This window comes from Mesorhizobium sp. M0923, assembly GCF_040319365.1.
GTDB lineage: Bacteria > Pseudomonadota > Alphaproteobacteria > Rhizobiales > Rhizobiaceae > Mesorhizobium.
In genome coordinates this window covers 21,122-37,124 of record NZ_JAMYNW010000004.1, presented here as the reverse complement: position 1 = coordinate 37,124, position 16,003 = coordinate 21,122, and the positions used below count along the sequence as shown (strand labels likewise).

Sequence of the window (16,003 nt, the reverse complement as noted above, 5' to 3'; positions counted from 1 at the left end):
GTGTCTGCAATCCAGATAGATCAGCTCGGCAAGAGCTTTGGCGCCGTGGAAGTTCTGCGCGATGTGACGATCGAGATCGCCAGCGGCGAGTTTGTCGTCCTTGTCGGTCCCTCAGGCTGCGGCAAGTCAACCCTTCTGCGAATGATCGCCGGCTTGGAAGAACAGACGACAGGCGAGATCCGCATCGGCGGGCGGGTCGTCGACGAGATGCCGGCCAAATCGCGCGACATTGCGATGGTGTTCCAGAGCTACGCGCTTTATCCGCACATGAGTGTCGCGGACAATATGAGCTTTGCGCTTCGATTGGCGAAGGTCCCCAGAGAAGAGATTGTCGCGAGGGTGAAAGCGGCCGCTGAAATCCTCGGCCTGCAGGATCTGCTTGGCCGCATGCCACGCCAGCTGTCCGGCGGTCAGCGCCAGCGCGTCGCCATGGGCCGGGCGATCGTGCGCGATCCAGCCGCCTTCCTGTTTGACGAGCCGCTGAGCAACCTCGATGCCAAGCTGCGTGTCAAGATGCGCGCCGAGATCAAGAAGCTTCACCAGCGGCTGGGCCGAACGAGCATCTACGTCACTCACGATCAGACCGAAGCGATGACCCTTGCCGACCGTATCGTAGTGCTGAACCGGGGCCGCATCGAACAGATCGGCACACCTTCAGAGCTCTATGAGCAACCCGCCAACCTGTTCGTCGCCGGTTTTATCGGATCCCCGGAAATGAACCTGATCCCGGGCCGGATCGACAACGGCGCATTCGTCGCCGAGCAGGGTCTCCGCTTACCCTTACCGGAGGACGGCCGGATGGGGGACAGGGAAGAGGTGGTATACGGAATTCGTCCGCAGCACATTGCAATCGGCGGGAACCACGCTCGGGCGGAGGTTCAGGTGGTCGAGCCGACCGGCGAGGCCCAGGAACTTACCTTGAATGCAGGTGGCGTCGACCTCATGGCCGAGGTGCGGGATCAGCCCCCGTTCAGACCTGATCAGGAGATTGGCTTGGAGATCATGGTCTCCAAGGTGCATCTGTTCGATGCTCGAAGCGGCATCAGGATTGTTTAGGGGCTGGCGCTGACGGGCTTCCGGCGAATCTCGGCATCGACCTTGGCCGGCATTGTCGAAGAGGTCGGTGAGGCGTCAAAGGTTTCCGACGCGTAGGCACCGAAAAGCACGCCGATCAGCGGCGTAGCTGATGACGGTGTGCTTGCCCCATTTTCCCCCCCCAAGTGTTTATTCTCACAAGAGAAATTCTAACGCGCACAAGCTTCGGTGCTTGACACAGGTCGCGACAACTGGATAAGTGGATACACAGATACGCTCTGATTGGACCAAGGACATGGCAGCAGACGCAATCGAGCCGCTGGGCATCACGACCGCCGAGGAGGAGGCTTATCGCCACATTCAGCGTGCCTTGAGGATGGGGCGCTACCGCGCCGGGGACCGGCTTATCCCGGAAGAGATCGCGACGGAAATCGGCATGAGCCGCATGCCGGTTCGCGAAGCATTCCGCCAGCTGGCCGCGGAAGGTCTTGTGGTCATTCGCCCGAACCGTGGCTGCATCGTCGCCGGCCTTACCCTCGATGAGATATACGAAACGTTTGAAATGCGCTCGGTGCTCGAAGGGCTGGCGGTGAGGCTTGCCATGCCGCACATCGATATCGAAGTGCTTGAAGAACTGGAACGCCAGCTCGACCGCATGGAGCGCGCCAGCCAGACCGGCAGCAGCGACTGGGTCGTGCGCCATCAGGCCTTCCATTTGCAGATTTGCCAATTGAGCAACCGACCCAAGCTGGTCCGGCAGATTGCCAGCCTGCACGTCGTGATCGAACCCTACCTGCGCATCTGGTTCGACTATGTCGACAAGCCCGCCAGCGCGCGCGCCGAGCACGAGATCCTGATTGAGGTGTTGCGGTCAGGTGATGCCGGCAAGGCAGAGATCGTCATGCGGGATCATATCGTCGAGACAGCGCCCCTTCTGGCCAACTTCGCAAGTCCCGGCCGCCGCTAGAAAACGCCATCTAACTCGTTGAAGCCGGAAGATAATCCGGCACGACGAAAGGGAACTGCCATACCGGCAAAAAAGAGGAGAATGACATGAAAATTAGCCGCATCGCAGCCATTGCGTCGGTCTTGTTCGGCCTGGTCCAGGCCGCCGCCGCACAAGAAACACCAAAGGCAATTACCATTGCCACCGAAGGAGCCTACGCGCCCTGGAATTTCACAACAGCCGACGGCAAATTGGACGGCTTCGAAGTCGATCTCGCCAATGATCTGTGCGGGCGAATGAAGATCGAGTGCAAGATCGTCGCACAGGACTGGGACGGCATGATCCCCGCGCTGACCGTTGGCAAGTTCGACGTGATCATGGCGAGCATGTTCATCACTGAAAAACGTCTGAAGATCATTGACTTTACCCAGCCATATGCGGTGGATCCCTCAGGTTTCGCGGTCGCAAAGGATAGCGAACTGGGCAAGGTCGGCATTTCCAACGAGCGGTTCAAGCTGGAGAATGAAGCCTCTGCGCAGGCGGCAATCGACAAGCTCAAGCCATTGCTGAAGGGAAAGATCATTGGAGTTCAGGCCGCAACGGCGAACCTGGAATTTGTGAAAAAATACTTCTCGGACGTCGCTGAGATTCGCGAATACAAGACCACCGAGCAACACGATCTCGATCTTGCCGCGGGTCGCATCGACGCGCTCTTCGCACAGCAGACAGCGCTGGCCGCCACGCTGGGCAAACCGGAGTTCAGCGACTATACGCTTGCCGGGCCGGGATTTGTCGGGGGGCTCTTCGGTCTTGGCTCCGGTGCCGGTATCCGCAAAGAGGACATCAAGCTGAAAGATATGCTCGACGGGGCCATCGACGCCGCGATCGCCGATGGCACGATCAAAACCCTGTCGCTTAAATGGCTCAAGAGCGACGTCACTCCAGTCAAGTAGGCGCTTGTCGGCGAACGGCCATTCCTGACCCGTTCCGGAGCTGAGCCGTTCGCCCTGCCGGGGGTATCGATGGTTGACGCATTCCGGCTACTTGGTTTCCAGCACGGAGGTTGGGGGGCTGCTCTTCTCATGGCGGCCTCGGTTACAGTGCTTCTGTCTGTGCTGGGCTTTGCGCTTGGCGCTGTATTCGGTGGGCTGGCAGCGGCCGGCCGTCTCCGCAACTCCAAGGTATTGAGGTTCTTGGCCCTTGGCTATTGCACGGTTTTCCGAGGCGTGCCCGACCTTCTGACCATTTATCTGCTTTACTATGGAGGAAGTGTCGCCCTGACCTCGCTTGATCATAGCCTGGGCGGGTCCGGATTCGTCGGCGTTCCGGCCTTTGCCACTGGAACCTTGGCCATCGCAATCATCTCGGGCGCCTATCAAGCCGAGGTCTATCGAGGGGCTTACCTCGCCATCGACCAAGGACAGCACGATGCCGCTTGCGCGCTTGGCCTCAACCGGCTGCAGCGGCTGCGACAGGTTATTTTTCCCCAGCTCCTGAGCTACGCGCTGCCAGGTCTCGGCAACGTGTGGCAGTTGGTTCTGAAGGACTCGTCGCTGATATCGGTAATCGGCCTCGTTGAACTGATGCGCCAGGCACAGATCGCTGCAGGTTCGACCCGTGAACCATTCATCTTCTACATTGCTGCAGCCTTGCTCTATCTGGCTATCGCTTCCGTCACGGGCCATGCCTTTTACCGTCTGGAACGAAAGGCGCCGTGGCGCGTCCGGTCGGCATGATAGATTTCAGTTTTTTCCTCGAAATCCTGCCGAAGCTCCTCGCCGGCCTGCCGCTTACGATAGAATTGGCCCTGACTTCCATTGTTGCCGGCTTCGTCCTTGCCGTCACATTGGCGCTTGCCCAGCAATCGGAATCGCCCTTCGTCGTTTTGCCGATCCGTGGCTTCGTTGCCGTGTTCAGGGGCACGCCCCTGCTGGTGCAGATTTTTCTGACATATTATGGCCTTGGTCAGTTCCGGCACCAACTGTCGGCAATTGGATTATGGGCCGTTTTCCGCGAACCCTACTGGTGCGCAATCATCGCGCTGACACTCAACACCACCGCCTATGGCAGCGAAATCCTCCGCGGCGCGGTTCAGTCGGTGCCACGCGGCCTTGTCGAGGCGGCCCGGTCTGTCGGCCTGTCCACCTGTCTGACCTATCGGCATGTTATCCTGCCGCTGGCCTTTCGCCAGGCTCTGCCGAGTTACGGCAATGAAATCATCCTGATGATCAAGGGCACGTCTCTGGCCTCCATCGTGACCTTGATGGAGGTGACTGGAATTGCCCAGGGATTGATCTCCCAGACTTACCGCGCCTTTGAAGTCTTCATCTGCGCGGGCGCCATTTATCTCACTTTGAATTTCGCGATCATCCGTGCCTTGGCGGCACTCGAATACTGGATGTCGCGGCATCTGCGGCACCGCCCCTCGACGATGAGCGACGCCGCCTCTTGAGCACGATCAGAAGGGCATAGCATGCGAAATTTTGAGAAACCAACGCGCTCGGTCGTCGTTTCACGCGAGGCCATGGCCGCTACCTCTCATCCGTCGGCGACCCTGACGGCGGTGGAGATCATGGCGACCGGCGGCAACGCCATGGATGCCGCCATCGCAGCCTGCGCAGTGCAATGTGTCGTCGAGCCAGCCTCGACCGGCATTGGAGGCGATTGCTTCGCTCTTCTGTCGCGAAACGGATCCGGCGAGGTCATCGCCTATAACGGATCGGGCAGGACACCCGCCGCCCTCACAATTGACTGGTTCCTCGAACGTGGCATGGCGGAGGTAGCCCGCAATTCTCCTGGCTCCGTCACCATCCCGGGAGCCATCGATGCCTGGACCAGGTTGCACGCTGATCATGGGCATATGCCCTTCGATCAAATCCTGGCCCCCGCTATACGTTTCGCCGAGGAAGGCTACGCCATTTCACCGCGGGTCCATCGTGACTGGGCGTTGGAGGAAGAACTTCTGGCCTCCGATGTGACCGCGAAACGGATTTTCCTGCCAAACGGCCGCGCGCCAGGCGTTGGCGAAGTGCATCGCCAGCCTGAGTTGGCTGCAACGCTGCGGCTGATCGCCGAGAAGGGACGAGAGGCCTTCTACACTGGCCCTGTGGCCGAAGACATGGTCGCCTATCTTCGTGGGCTCGGCGGATTGCACACAGTCGAAGATTTCGTCTCGGCAACAGGCGAGTACGTGACCCCGATCAGCACGGCGTTTCGAGGCTGCGATGTGTTCGAATGTCCGCCGAATGGCCAGGGTGTGATCGCATTGCTGATTCTAAACATCCTCTCGCGCTTCGAAGCCCACGGCGACCCGCAATCCGCGGACCGGCTTCACCTGGAAATCGAAGCGACACGCCTCGCTTACGCCGCGCGTGACCTGCTCGTCGCCGATCCTGATGCGTCCGAGGTCCCGGTGGCCGACATGTTGTCGAATGCTTGGGCCGATCGTCTGGCGGGCATGATTGACCTAAAGCGCGCCCGCGCGGACCTGCCGGCGTTCGATATGCCGCTGCACAGCGACACGGTCTATATTTCCGTTGTCGACAAGGATCGCAATGCGGTCAGTTTCATCAACTCGGTCTTCGACAGCTTTGGCTCGGGCCTGGTCTCGCCACGCTCCGGTGTCGTCTTGCACAATCGCGGGCAAAGCTTTTCGCTTGACCCCAGGCACCCCAATGCAGTGGCGCCGAACAAGCGACCTCTGCATACCATCATACCCGGGATGCTTGCGAGAGGCGGCCGGGCAGAGATGCCTTTCGGCGTTATGGGTGGCTACTACCAGGCAATGGGCCACGCGCACCTGCTGACGAAGGTGCTCGACTTCGGGATAGATCTGCAGGAGGCGATCGATCTGCCGCGGGTCGCCCCTGTCAGCGGCACGATGAAGGTCCAGGCCGAACACGGGCTCGCTCGCGAAACCGTAGCTGAACTTAGCCGGCGCGGTTTCGAAATCATTCCTGCCACGGACCCGATCGGCGGTGCGCAGGCCATCCGCATCGATTGGGCAAACGGGACGCTGCTGGGTGGTTCTGAACCGCGCAAGGACGGCTGCGCCCTCGGTCTTTAGAGCGGTTGTGGCCGGAGCGGAATCCAAGATGCTGAAGGCGTTCTTCATCGCCATTTGGCCGGCGAGCAGGAGCCTCTGGCGCCATGGTCCAGATAATTCTTGCACGCCATCGACAATCCGCTCGGCGCGAGATTGTCACCCATGTCTAGGTATAAACTGTTACCTATGTCTCCGGGCCGTACAGGGAAAAAATGGTGCCCAGAGGCGGATTCGAACCACCGACACGCGGATTTTCAGTCCGCTGTCGGTGATTGATATTGTTCAGATTTTAGGCCGAATGTCGCGTTTGTGTCGCGTCAAGCCAAAACCGCCCGCTCGGCCTGAACTCGTTGCCCTGTTCAGCGCCCAAACGCGCGTGCGGTGGTGCCGACAGTCATTCAGATGGATGATGGTATGGTTCGGCACTCATAGTAAGCACTGATCCCCAGGCAATTTAGAGACTTTCTGAGGTCCATGTTCCCTATGGGCGCAAGCGGCGCGACGACGGAGGTGTTGGCGCAGGCGGCGGGGTCGGCGTCGTCGAGCCTCGCACGCCTGGAAGCCACGACGACCGACGTCGACCAACGGGCAACCGTGGGGTGCTCGATCGATCAGGAGATGGCACGGGCGACGAGCCAGTTCGACAGCGACAGGCGTGTCAACCAGCCGCAAGCGCAGGCGATCGAGAAGCAATTGCAAGTTCTCAAGTCAACCGGCAACGCTGTCGCGGCTCAACAGGCGGGACTGCACGCCATGGAAAGGCAGTCTTCCACCGCATCGCATCTCCTCCAAAGCTTTTTGCGGCGTCAGCAGGATGCCAGCGAGCGGGGTCAACTCGGCCAGGCGGATGCCAGAGTGTTTACGCTCGCCACACCGCCGGAGCGGGCGAGCTCGCTTCATCCGATCTTTCTGCTTCCTGTTCGGGAGATCCCTACATGATTATCGAGTTGTTCGGTCCGCCTGGTGCAGGCAAGACGACCCTTCTCCGCGCCCTTTGCCGTGAGCTGGCGAAACACGACATCCGTGTGAAGACAGTCAATGGCTATCGCCGGATTGATTTTGTGTCTGTCGGCAGCGAAGTCGATTCGGTCGAGGATGAAAGCCCGGAGACACGCCATGGTATCCAGCGTCTGGTGCACAAGCTCGCCACCGCGAGTCCGGTCTTGTTCTCGACCCCGCCGAGCGAGGGGGACGCTGCGCGGCTTTTGGCATCGATCCCTCCAAAAAGCCGAATATGGGCGTTGCGTCTGAAGATCGACGTCGTTTTGCTCTTCGAAGCCTGGAATACGGCGAAGGCCTCAGAAGGGTACTTCATTTTCGAAGAGGGCATCGTTCAGGCGTTGTGTGCGCTCGTCCTGTTGGGACGAAATCCAAGTATCGACATGGTTCGTAATTGCCTGACGTTCCTGCCGCGACCGGATCTCCTCATTCAAGTCGACGCGCCCGGGGAAACGCTGCGCCACCGCCTCATTGAGCGGTATGCGCGGCAGCCGTACCTCGAGCGCCTTCTCGAAGTCGGAGTGGTCAGGGGCCTGAAGCAAGCGGATATCGCGAGGGAGATCGGCCAATGCCTGCAAGACAAATGGCCGCTGATGCGTGTCGACGGCCTCGACCCACGCAATTTCGAACAGGTCGTCGCGCGCATCGTGGGGCACGGATTGCCCGCGACGGCATGCGTCGGGCCAGACTAGAGGCGCGAGTTGCATGGTGTTCACGGTGAGATCGTTCGTTGGCATTCGCAGATTTCTGCGGGCGCAGCGGCGACCGTTCGGGAGCGTCCATGAGAACCGTGCACCCGCTCGTCGGGATTACCGAGCAAGCCACCAGACGGCTGGGTACGGTGCCCATTACTCCGACACGTACCGGTCCGGCTACTATGCAGCTCTGTGGTCGGGTATCGAAAAGCCTTTGGTCGAACGTATTCTCCTGCCTGTCGGCGGGCCGAACCGGAAATGCCTGGACTTCGCATGCGGCACAGGCCGCATAGCAAATATCGCAGCTCCATTTTTTGGTGAAGTCGTCGGCGTTGACATCTCCCAATCTATGCTGGCTAGCGCACGGGTTCCGAAGAACGTGAAATTGGTCCGCGCTGATCTTACGTTCTCTCCGCTTGCCGAAAGGTTCGACGTGGTCACGGCATTCAGATTCTTCCTCAATGCTGAAGATGAGCTCAGGAAGGATGCACTGTCGGCCATCAGCGCGCATTTGAACGAAGGTGGATTGCTAATCTCGAATATCCACATGAATGCGACCTCCCCAATAGGGCTGGTCTGCCGCATTCTGAACCGTTATGCAGGAGGGACAGTCCGCCACACTTTGAGCATTAAAGGATACGAGCAGACGCTCATTGCAAATGGCTTTATTGTCGAGCGGATAGTTGGGTACGGTTTTTTGCCGCGACCCGGGAAATTGCTGCCAAGACTGTGCGAAATATTGATGGTGCCGTTTGAAAGGACCTGCGCAAGTGCCAGGATTCCGGCGGAGCTTGCGCAGAATTTCCTGGTGGTTGCCAGAAAGCGGTAAAGCCGGCGGGCACATGAAATTTGAAACCGAGCATTTGCCATGAGGCTGGTCTTTGTTGAAGTTCATGTCGCGTGGAGTTGCCGACAGTCGCAGGAAACCCTTGAAACTCAACGGTAACAGTTCGCAACACGGCGCGACATGAAATGCCGTAAGTCGCCAAGCTGGCGACACCGCAAGCCATTGACTTTATATGAGGAAGTAGTGGTGCCCAGAGGCGGATTCGAACCACCGACACGCGGATTTTCAGTCCGCTGCTCTACCAACTGAGCTATCTGGGCCTGCTCCGGCGGGCGGCAATCTGCACACCGGGTTCATGAAAGCGCCGTCGGCACCCCTTGAAAGCGCGTGGGTTATAGCACGGGAATCCGGCCTGTCCAGCGCTTAGAGCATGATCCCGAAAAGTGGAATCCGGTTTTCGGAAAAGATCATGCTCAAACAAAAAGCATGATCCCGAAAAGTGGAATCCGGTTTTCGGAAAAGATCATGCTCAGGCAAAACGCCAGAACCTGTTCCATCCGACTCTACCCGGATGGAACAGCTTCTGGACATTGAGTTCAGGCGGGAAGCGACAGGCAGTCGGCAAGGCCGATCATCGGTCACAATCGCGGCCGCGAAACCGTCCCGAGCTTGTGGAAAACTGCAGGCGGACGGCGCTATTTCTGGTGGTCGTCGTCGTCCTCGTCGTCGCGGCCCGGGATGACGTAGACGCCCTTCAGCCAGCGGTTGAGGTCGATGTCCTTGCAGCGCTTCGAGCAGAACGGGTAGGTTTCGCGCGCCGATGGCTTGCCGCATTCGGGGCAGGGCCGCTTGGGTCGCAGCGGCGTGACCTTGTCGTCCGGGCTCATATCCGCGCACCCGCCAGCCAGTTGACGTGTACCTTGAAGCCTTCGCCGCTCAGCAGCGCCACCGTCTCGTAGAGCGGCAGGCCGACGACGTTGGTGTAGGAGCCGACGAGCTTGACGACGAAGGCGCCGGCAAGCCCCTGGACGGCATAGCCGCCGGCCTTGCCGCGCCATTCTCCCGACGCGATATAGGCGTCGATCTCCTCGCGCGGCAGCCGCTTGAAGCGCACCCTGGTCTCGACCAGCCGCAAGCGCTGCTTGCCGCCCGGCGTGATCAGGCAGATGCCGGAATAGACCCGGTGCGAACGGCCGGACAGCAGCCCGAGGCAGTTGGCGGCATCGTCGAGCGTCTCGGCCTTGGGCAGGATGCGCCGCCCGACGGCAACCACCGTGTCGGCGGCCAGCACGAAGCTCGGCAGGTAGTCCGTCTCGGTTTTCAGCGAGACCAGCGCCTTCTCGGCCTTCTGCGTCGCTAGCCGCTTGGCCAGCGACCGCGGATGCTCCGCGCGCAGCGGCGTCTCGTCGACATCGGCCGGCAGCACGCGATCCGGCTCGATGCCGGCCTGCTGCAACAGCTCGATCCGGCGCGGCGAACCCGAGGCAAGCACGAGCTTCTGCAAAATGCCCATCGCGATCCCGGCCGGGTCCTTGAACTTACTTGAAGCGGTAGGTGATGCGGCCCTTGGTCAGGTCGTAGGGCGTCATCTCGACCAGGACCTTGTCGCCGGTCAAAACGCGGATGCGATTCTTGCGCATGCGGCCGGCCGTATGGGCGATGATTTCATGTTCGTTTTCGAGCTTGACCCTGAACATCGCGTTGGGCAGCAATTCCGTCACGACACCCGGAAACTCGAGGACTTCTTCCTTCGGCATTCGATACCTTTGCTTGGATGGGTACTTCCAGCGCCCCGGCCGGAAAGTTGCGCGGAACCTATATGATAAACGTCCGCTTGTGAACACGCTTAATCCGCGGCGTTTTCAGCCTCGTTGCCGAGAAAACGGCGGCCGATCCGCGCCTTCAGCCGCTCGCGCACGTCGCGATAGGCAGCCATGATCTGTTCGCGCGTGCCGCTGACGCCGGTCGGGTCGGGCATCGGCCAATATTCGACTTCGACGGCCAGCGAGCGGGTGAGTTCGAGCGCGGTGTGGTGGGCTTCCGGCGCCAGCGTCACGATCAGATCGAAATAATCGTCTTCGAGGTCGTCCATCGTTCTCGGGTGCCGTTCGCCGAGCGACAGCCCCTCTTCGGCCAGCACGGCATCGACGAACGGATCGCGTTCGCCGCCGCGCACCCCGGCCGAGGCGACGAAAGTGGTAGGCGGGAGCACCTTGCGCGCCAGCAATTCGGCCATCGGCGAGCGCACGGCGTTCATGCCGCAAACAAACAGGATCGAGCGGGGCAGGATCGAGCGGGGCAGCGGGGCGGCCAGTTTAACCTCGCCAGTGCAGCACGCAAACCAGCGTGAACAGCCGGCGCGCCGTGTCGAAATCGATGTCGATCTTGCCGGCAAGCCGGTCCATCAGCGTCTGCGAGCCTTCATTGTGCAGGCCGCGCCGGCCCATGTCGATCGCCTCGATATGGCTGGGCGTCGCGGTGCGGATGGCGTCGTAATAGCTTTCACAGATCATGTAGTAATCCTTGACGATGCGCCTAAGCGGCGTCAGCGACAGGATATGGGTGACCACGGCTGCGCCGTCCTCGCGCGCCACCGCGAACACCAGCCGGGATTCGGCCAGCGACAGTTTCAGTCGGTATGGCCCGGCACCGTCGTCATTGACCGGCTGGAAACGGTTCTCCTCGATCAGGTCGAAGATCGCCACCGCCCGCTCATGCTCGACATCGGGCGTCGATCGGCCGATCGTCTCGTCGAGCTCGACATCGATCAGCCTGGCGCGGGTTTCGTCGTAGTCGGACATTTCTACATGTTCAGCCGGATGGCGACGGAGCGTCCATGCGCATCGAGTCCTTCCGCCTTGGCCAGCGTGATCGCCGCCGGCGCCAGCGCCCGCAACTGTTCCGGCCCGAGCTTCAGGATCGAGGTACGCTTGACGAAATCGAGCACCGAAAGCCCGGACGAAAAGCGCGCCGAGCGCGCCGTCGGCAGCACGTGGTTGGAGCCGGCGACATAGTCGCCGATGGCCTCCGGCGTATGCCGGCCGAGAAACACCGCACCGGCATTGCGCATCCGCGCCAGGAAAGGCTCTGGGTCGTCGATGGCAAGCTCGACATGTTCGGCCGCGATGCGGTCGACCAGCGGCAGTGCTGCCTCGATCGTCGGCACCAGGACTATGGCGCCGAAATCGCGCCAACTCGCCGCCGCCGTCGCGGCGCGCGGCAGGTTCTGCAATTGGCGTTCAACCGCCTGTTCGACCGCGTCGCCGAAGGCAGGGTCGTTGGTGATCAGGATCGATTGCGACGACACGTCGTGCTCGGCCTGGGCCAGCAGGTCGGCTGCGATCCAGTCGGGGTCGTTGCTGCCGTCGGCGACGACCAGCACTTCCGAAGGCCCGGCGATCATGTCGATGCCGACCGTGCCGAACACCTGGCGTTTGGCCGCCGCGACATAGGCATTGCCGGGGCCGACGATCTTGGCGACGGGCTTTATCGTCTCGGTGCCATAGGCAAGGGCTGCGATCGCCTGGGCGCCGCCGACGCGGTAGATTTCGGAAACGCCGGCAAGGTCGGCCGCGACCAGCACCAGCGGCGGCACGTCGCCGCCGGAGGCTGGCACCACCATGGCAATGCGCTCGACGCCGGCGACCTTGGCCGGCACGGCGTTCATCAGCACCGAGCTCGGATAGCTCGCCGTGCCGCCCGGCACATAGAGCCCGACGGCCTCGATCGCCGTCCAGCGCGAGCCGAGCTCGACGCCGGCGGCGTCGGTATAGCGATCGTCTTTAGGCAGCTGCCGCTGGTGATGGGAGCGGATGCGCTCGCGCGCGAATTTCAGCGCCTCGACCGTCTGCGGATCGGCTGCATCGTAAGCCTTGGCAATGTCATCCTTGGACACCGCAATGCCGAGCCTTGTCAGGTCGCCGCCGCCGAATTTCTGCGTGTAGGCGACGAGCGCCGCGTCGCCGTCGGCGCGCACCTTGGCGATGATCTCGCGCACCACGGCGTCGACGTCGGTCGAGACTTCCCGCTTGGTCAGCAGGAACGCGGCAAAGCGCTGCTCGAAATCGGCGTCGGACTGGCGAAGCGTGATGGCCATCGGCTCAGACCCTGTGGACCGGGCGCGACGTCGCTTCCCAGGCACCGCCGACATCGGCAAGCCGCGCCTCGATGCATTCGACATCGAGCATGATGGCGCCGCCTCCCGCAAAGATCAGCTCGACGATGCCGGCCGGCTTGTCTAGCGCGAGAAAGCTGATCGCCAGCAGCGACAGCACCTCGTCCGGTTTGTCGCGGGCAATGCCGCTGGTCTTGGCGGCGAGCACCCGGTCGAAATGCAGCACCGCTTGCCGCCGCTCATTGTGCTGGCGCAAGAAGCCCGATTTCGCCTCCCAGACGAAGCGGTTCATGGTCAGCACGAAGCGCTTGACCGAAGGCAGGTATTCGAGATCGCTGACCTTCATCACGGCATCCTGGACATGCGCCGAGATGATGCTCAGATCCTGATCGTCGAGCGCGACAAGCTTAAGGCCATTCATGCGGAATTCGCACCTGCGAAGGTTTACATTTGGCCTTCTGTTAGGCGGTCTTGGCGATCCGCGCAACCGGACCGCAAGCCTTGCGGAAAGGCTTTAGCCCGAAATGCGCTCGATCTCCGCGCCGCAGCCGGACAGCTTTTCTTCCAGCCGCTCGAAGCCGCGGTCGAGATGATAGACGCGGTTGACCGTGGTCTCGCCTTCTGCCGCAAGGCCGGCGATGACCAGCGACACCGAGGCGCGAAGGTCGGTTGCCATGACAGGCGCGCCCTTCAGCTTCGCCACGCCGTCGACGATCGCCGTCTGGCCGGACAGCGTGATGTGGGCGCCGAGCCGGGCGAGCTCCTGGACGTGCATGAAGCGGTTTTCGAAGATCGTCTCGGTGATGCGCGACTTGCCCTTGGCCATCGTCATCAGGCCCATGAACTGCGCCTGCAGATCGGTCGGGAACGCCGGGAACGGCGCCGTCGTCACGTCGACCGGCGAAATGCCGGCGCCGTTGCGCCTGACGCGGATGCCGGAATTGGTCTGCGTGATCTCAGCACCGGTCTGCGAAATGATGTCCAGCGCCGTCTGCAACAAGTCGGGCCGCGCGCCTTCCAGCACGACGTCGCCGCCGGTCATCGCCACCGCCATCGCATAGGTGCCGGTCTCGATACGGTCGGGGATCACCCTGACGCGGGCGCCCGACAGCGCCTCGACGCCGTCGATGGTGATGGTCGCGGTGCCAGCGCCGGAGATCTTCGCACCCATGGCGTTGAGGCAGTCGGCAAGGTTGACGATCTCGGGCTCGCGGGCTGCGTTTTCGAGCACCGTCTCGCCCTTGGCCAGCGAGGCCGCCATCATCAGCACATGGGTGGCGCCGACCGAGACTTTCGGGAACACGTAGCGGTTGCCGACCAGCCGGCCGTTCCTGGTCTTGGCGATGACATAGCCGGTATCGACGTCGATGTCGGCGCCCAGCGCCTGCAGGCCTTCCAGGAAGAGGTCGACCGGCCGCGTGCCGATGGCGCAGCCGCCGGGCAGCGACACCTTGGCCTCGCCCATGCGGGCCAGCAGAGGGCCGATCACCCAGAACGACGCCCGCATCTTCGACACCAGCTCGTAAGGCGCCGTCGTGTCGACGATGTTGCGGGCGGAGAAATTGATGGTGCGCGAATAGCCCTCATGCTGCTTTTCGCGGCGGCCATTGACCGAATAGTCGACGCCGTGATTGCCGAGGATGCGGATCAGCTGCTCGACGTCGGCCAGATGCGGCACGTTTTCCAGCGTCAGCGTGTCGTCGGTCAAAAGCGCGGCGATCATCAGCGGCAGCGCGGCGTTTTTCGCGCCCGAGATCGGGATGCTTCCGGCAAGCTTGTTGCCGCCGACAATTCTGATGCGATCCATGAAGAGCGTCCCCTCGGCCGAAAAGCCGGTTTAAATCGGTTGAGTCAGTTGCGGCCCATCTAGACCATTGGCCGGCTTGGTTCAAGAAACAGGCTATTTCCCCGCGTTGGCCCACGATACCTTGGCCAAAATACCGGCGACCAACATAGCCGATTCGCGTTAATCCTTCTGCTTTGCCGCCTGCAGCCCGTCCGGCCGCTGGTCGGCCCCGCCGGTTCGCCGTGAGCGCGATTGCGCCTTGCGCTTCTGCAGATTGGCACGCAACTGCTCGGCCAGCCGGTCCTTCCGGCCAGCCTTTTTTGGTAGACCATCCTTGTTCGGAGAAATTGTCTTGTCGTTCATCGTCCCGTCCCCGGCCGGCGACCCGCCCGTGCGGATCAAGGGATAGCCAACATTGTGGCATGGCCATGTCCGGAACAATCGCCTGGTGCGGCCTTTCAACCCGTCTTTGTCTTGGCCTTGCGCTTGCCGGTTCGATATGGCAGAAGCCCCGCCATCGGCGGCTGCGGTAGCTCAGTGGTAGAGCACTCCCTTGGTAAGGGAGAGGTCGAGAGTTCAATCCTCTCTCGCAGCACCAGATCGTTTTCGCTAGCGCACCTTCCAAGGCCGCTTGACCTGCTCGATGATGATTGTGCACGGTTGGCGAGGTTGCCGAAAAATAGGCGCCCCGCGACCTGCCGAGTGCCACGCGCGCAGGCTTGTCAAAAATGATCGTCTTGCACGCTCACCTCCCGAGTCTCGAACGCGACTCAATCCTCTGTGATGTGATAGCTTACCGCCATGTCGGATCATATTCTGCCTGGCCAGAAGCAGCCCAAGCTGATCGTCGTCGTGGCGTTCGATCGTGGCGAGGACGGCGAACTGTTTCCCACCTTTGGTCCGGCTGATCAGCAAAGCGAGGAACGCGCCATCCGCACCGCTAAGACGCTCGCAGGGAAGCACGTTGGCGTAATCGCATGGAGCCGTGACGCGAACCCGGCGCTTGGTGACTACGGCCCGCCGACCGTGCTATTCACCAGCGGTGACGTGCCGGATATGGAGTAAATTCAGTCGGGGTCTATCTCACGGTGCTCGATGGGACGTGCTTTACAAGGACGATGAGCCTTTTTGCTCGATTCATCCTCGCCCTTTCAGTCTGCTTGATCTGTCTGCCTTTGGAATCCAAAGCGGCTCCAGGCTCCACAGCATCCCGCGATGTGCAGGAGGCCGAGGCGTGCAGTCCTCTAAACAAAGCCAACGAAAGAGTATTAAGGACGCCCGCCATTCAGGTTACGGACCACTTAATTAGGTATGGTGACCAACCTGGGTTTCTGCATCAAGAAGAGATCTACATAGGCGATATGGTATACTCACGACGCCAGCCTTTTGGGCGCTGGATCGCGACGGCACGTCCTCCGGGCAGCGACTTGAATCCGGACGGGACGCCGATAAACCGAACTTGCAGCCGCGTCGGTGAAGAGAAGTTGGACGGCATAAATACCGTGGTCATCAGATATGATAAAATGATCAACGACCAACACCAGTCGTACCGCTGCACCACTTGGCTTGAAACTCCAAAATACAGACCCCTAAAGA

19 protein-coding genes and 2 tRNA genes are annotated in these 16,003 nt (G+C 61.2%); 11 read left to right on the top strand and 10 right to left on the bottom strand.

Features of this window, described 5'->3' with window-relative positions:
• The 9 genes from NKH89_RS08265 to NKH89_RS08225 all read left to right on the top strand — a co-directional run bounded on the left by NKH89_RS08265 (window position 1) and on the right by NKH89_RS08225 (window position 8,549).
• On the top strand, window positions 1–1,056 hold the full coding sequence (locus NKH89_RS08265; RefSeq protein WP_352482438.1) for an ABC transporter ATP-binding protein: 1,056 nt from the start codon (window positions 1–3) through the stop codon (window positions 1,054–1,056).
• Window positions 1,057–1,330: 274 nt separating this feature from the next.
• Entirely contained in the window at window positions 1,331–2,002 is a 672-nt protein-coding gene (locus NKH89_RS08260; protein WP_352482437.1) for a GntR family transcriptional regulator, read from the top strand.
• Between the two features lie 86 nt (window positions 2,003–2,088).
• The gene (locus tag NKH89_RS08255; RefSeq protein ID WP_352908582.1) at window positions 2,089–2,934 is read left to right on the top strand and encodes a transporter substrate-binding domain-containing protein; all 846 of its coding nucleotides are present in this window, start codon (window positions 2,089–2,091) and stop codon (window positions 2,932–2,934) included.
• 69 nt (window positions 2,935–3,003) lie between these two features.
• Window positions 3,004–3,717: an ABC transporter permease gene (locus tag NKH89_RS08250; RefSeq protein WP_352908581.1), complete on the top strand. Its 714-nt coding sequence runs from the start codon at window positions 3,004–3,006 to the stop codon at window positions 3,715–3,717.
• On the top strand, window positions 3,714–4,433 hold the full coding sequence (locus NKH89_RS08245) for an ABC transporter permease (protein ID WP_352482502.1): 720 nt from the start codon (window positions 3,714–3,716) through the stop codon (window positions 4,431–4,433). Before NKH89_RS08250 ends, NKH89_RS08245 begins: the two co-directional genes overlap by 4 nt.
• A gap of 21 nt (window positions 4,434–4,454) precedes the next feature.
• The gene (gene ggt / locus NKH89_RS08240) at window positions 4,455–6,047 is read left to right on the top strand and encodes a gamma-glutamyltransferase (RefSeq protein ID WP_352908580.1); all 1,593 of its coding nucleotides are present in this window, start codon (window positions 4,455–4,457) and stop codon (window positions 6,045–6,047) included.
• 462 nt (window positions 6,048–6,509) lie between these two features.
• Window positions 6,510–6,965, top strand: coding sequence for a hypothetical protein (locus NKH89_RS08235; protein WP_156948087.1), 456 nt, complete (start codon window positions 6,510–6,512; stop codon window positions 6,963–6,965).
• Complete coding sequence (locus tag NKH89_RS08230) at window positions 6,962–7,717, top strand: AAA family ATPase (protein ID WP_352908579.1); 756 nt, start codon at window positions 6,962–6,964, stop codon at window positions 7,715–7,717. The genes NKH89_RS08235 and NKH89_RS08230 overlap by 4 nt, the downstream gene beginning before the upstream one ends.
• Before the next feature lie 217 nt (window positions 7,718–7,934).
• Window positions 7,935–8,549 carry a class I SAM-dependent DNA methyltransferase gene (locus NKH89_RS08225; protein WP_245278607.1) on the top strand — a complete coding sequence of 205 codons (615 nt, stop codon included), beginning with the start codon at window positions 7,935–7,937 and terminating at the stop codon, window positions 8,547–8,549.
• A gap of 202 nt (window positions 8,550–8,751) precedes the next feature.
• Here the strand turns inward: NKH89_RS08225 and NKH89_RS08220 are convergent.
• The 10 genes from NKH89_RS08220 to NKH89_RS08175 form a co-directional block, all read right to left on the bottom strand.
• A tRNA-Phe gene (locus NKH89_RS08220) sits at window positions 8,752–8,827 on the bottom strand.
• 375 nt (window positions 8,828–9,202) lie between these two features.
• Window positions 9,203–9,394: a DNA gyrase inhibitor YacG gene (gene yacG / locus NKH89_RS08215; protein WP_023719447.1), complete on the bottom strand. Its 192-nt coding sequence runs from the start codon at window positions 9,392–9,394 to the stop codon at window positions 9,203–9,205.
• The gene (locus NKH89_RS08210) at window positions 9,391–10,020 is read right to left on the bottom strand and encodes a Maf-like protein (protein WP_023719446.1); all 630 of its coding nucleotides are present in this window, start codon (window positions 10,018–10,020) and stop codon (window positions 9,391–9,393) included. The genes yacG and NKH89_RS08210 overlap by 4 nt, the downstream gene beginning before the upstream one ends.
• Window positions 10,021–10,045: 25 nt before the next feature.
• Window positions 10,046–10,264, bottom strand: a complete 219-nt coding sequence (infA, locus tag NKH89_RS08205; protein ID WP_006200926.1) for a translation initiation factor IF-1 — start codon at window positions 10,262–10,264, stop codon at window positions 10,046–10,048.
• An 89-nt stretch (window positions 10,265–10,353) separates the two neighbouring features.
• Window positions 10,354–10,764, bottom strand: a complete 411-nt coding sequence (locus tag NKH89_RS08200) for an arsenate-mycothiol transferase ArsC (protein WP_023719445.1) — start codon at window positions 10,762–10,764, stop codon at window positions 10,354–10,356.
• A 58-nt stretch (window positions 10,765–10,822) separates the two neighbouring features.
• Window positions 10,823–11,308, bottom strand: a complete 486-nt coding sequence (locus NKH89_RS08195; RefSeq protein WP_023719444.1) for a UPF0262 family protein — start codon at window positions 11,306–11,308, stop codon at window positions 10,823–10,825.
• A 2-nt stretch (window positions 11,309–11,310) separates the two neighbouring features.
• Window positions 11,311–12,603 carry a histidinol dehydrogenase gene (gene hisD, locus NKH89_RS08190; RefSeq protein ID WP_352908578.1) on the bottom strand — a complete coding sequence of 431 codons (1,293 nt, stop codon included), beginning with the start codon at window positions 12,601–12,603 and terminating at the stop codon, window positions 11,311–11,313.
• Window positions 12,604–12,607: 4 nt separating this feature from the next.
• Entirely contained in the window at window positions 12,608–13,042 is a 435-nt protein-coding gene (locus NKH89_RS08185; RefSeq protein WP_352482425.1) for a DUF2948 family protein, read from the bottom strand.
• A 93-nt stretch (window positions 13,043–13,135) separates the two neighbouring features.
• Complete coding sequence (gene murA, locus NKH89_RS08180) at window positions 13,136–14,428, bottom strand: UDP-N-acetylglucosamine 1-carboxyvinyltransferase (protein ID WP_023719441.1); 1,293 nt, start codon at window positions 14,426–14,428, stop codon at window positions 13,136–13,138.
• Between the two features lie 159 nt (window positions 14,429–14,587).
• Entirely contained in the window at window positions 14,588–14,770 is a 183-nt protein-coding gene (locus tag NKH89_RS08175) for a hypothetical protein (RefSeq protein ID WP_023719440.1), read from the bottom strand.
• A 160-nt stretch (window positions 14,771–14,930) separates the two neighbouring features.
• On the opposite strand from NKH89_RS08175, the gene NKH89_RS08170 reads away from it, so the two are divergent.
• Window positions 14,931–15,005, top strand: a tRNA-Thr gene (locus NKH89_RS08170).
• A 203-nt stretch (window positions 15,006–15,208) separates the two neighbouring features.
• Complete coding sequence (locus NKH89_RS08165) at window positions 15,209–15,472, top strand: hypothetical protein (protein ID WP_023719439.1); 264 nt, start codon at window positions 15,209–15,211, stop codon at window positions 15,470–15,472.
• Window positions 15,473–16,003: the final 531 nt, after the last annotated feature.

Bases quoted from the DNA above. Each gene is read 5' to 3' on its own strand.
- NKH89_RS08260 (WP_352482437.1), top strand. From the start codon at position 1,331: ATGGCAGCAGACGCAATCGAGCCGCTGGGCATCACGACCGCCGAGGAG.
- NKH89_RS08255 (WP_352908582.1), top strand. From the start codon at position 2,089: ATGAAAATTAGCCGCATCGCAGCCATTGCGTCGGTCTTGTTCGGCCTG.
- NKH89_RS08250 (WP_352908581.1), top strand. From the start codon at position 3,004: ATGGTTGACGCATTCCGGCTACTTGGTTTCCAGCACGGAGGTTGGGGG.
- NKH89_RS08245 (WP_352482502.1), top strand. From the start codon at position 3,714: ATGATAGATTTCAGTTTTTTCCTCGAAATCCTGCCGAAGCTCCTCGCC.
- ggt (WP_352908580.1), top strand. From the start codon at position 4,455: ATGCGAAATTTTGAGAAACCAACGCGCTCGGTCGTCGTTTCACGCGAG.
- NKH89_RS08235 (WP_156948087.1), top strand. From the start codon at position 6,510: ATGGGCGCAAGCGGCGCGACGACGGAGGTGTTGGCGCAGGCGGCGGGG.
- NKH89_RS08230 (WP_352908579.1), top strand. From the start codon at position 6,962: ATGATTATCGAGTTGTTCGGTCCGCCTGGTGCAGGCAAGACGACCCTT.
- yacG (WP_023719447.1), bottom strand. From the start codon at position 9,394: ATGAGCCCGGACGACAAGGTCACGCCGCTGCGACCCAAGCGGCCCTGC.
- NKH89_RS08210 (WP_023719446.1), bottom strand. From the start codon at position 10,020: ATGGGCATTTTGCAGAAGCTCGTGCTTGCCTCGGGTTCGCCGCGCCGG.
- infA (WP_006200926.1), bottom strand. From the start codon at position 10,264: ATGCCGAAGGAAGAAGTCCTCGAGTTTCCGGGTGTCGTGACGGAATTG.
- NKH89_RS08200 (WP_023719445.1), bottom strand. From the start codon at position 10,764: ATGAACGCCGTGCGCTCGCCGATGGCCGAATTGCTGGCGCGCAAGGTG.
- NKH89_RS08195 (WP_023719444.1), bottom strand. From the start codon at position 11,308: ATGTCCGACTACGACGAAACCCGCGCCAGGCTGATCGATGTCGAGCTC.
- hisD (WP_352908578.1), bottom strand. From the start codon at position 12,603: ATGGCCATCACGCTTCGCCAGTCCGACGCCGATTTCGAGCAGCGCTTT.
- NKH89_RS08185 (WP_352482425.1), bottom strand. From the start codon at position 13,042: ATGAATGGCCTTAAGCTTGTCGCGCTCGACGATCAGGATCTGAGCATC.
- murA (WP_023719441.1), bottom strand. From the start codon at position 14,428: ATGGATCGCATCAGAATTGTCGGCGGCAACAAGCTTGCCGGAAGCATC.
- NKH89_RS08175 (WP_023719440.1), bottom strand. From the start codon at position 14,770: ATGAACGACAAGACAATTTCTCCGAACAAGGATGGTCTACCAAAAAAG.
- NKH89_RS08165 (WP_023719439.1), top strand. From the start codon at position 15,209: ATGTCGGATCATATTCTGCCTGGCCAGAAGCAGCCCAAGCTGATCGTC.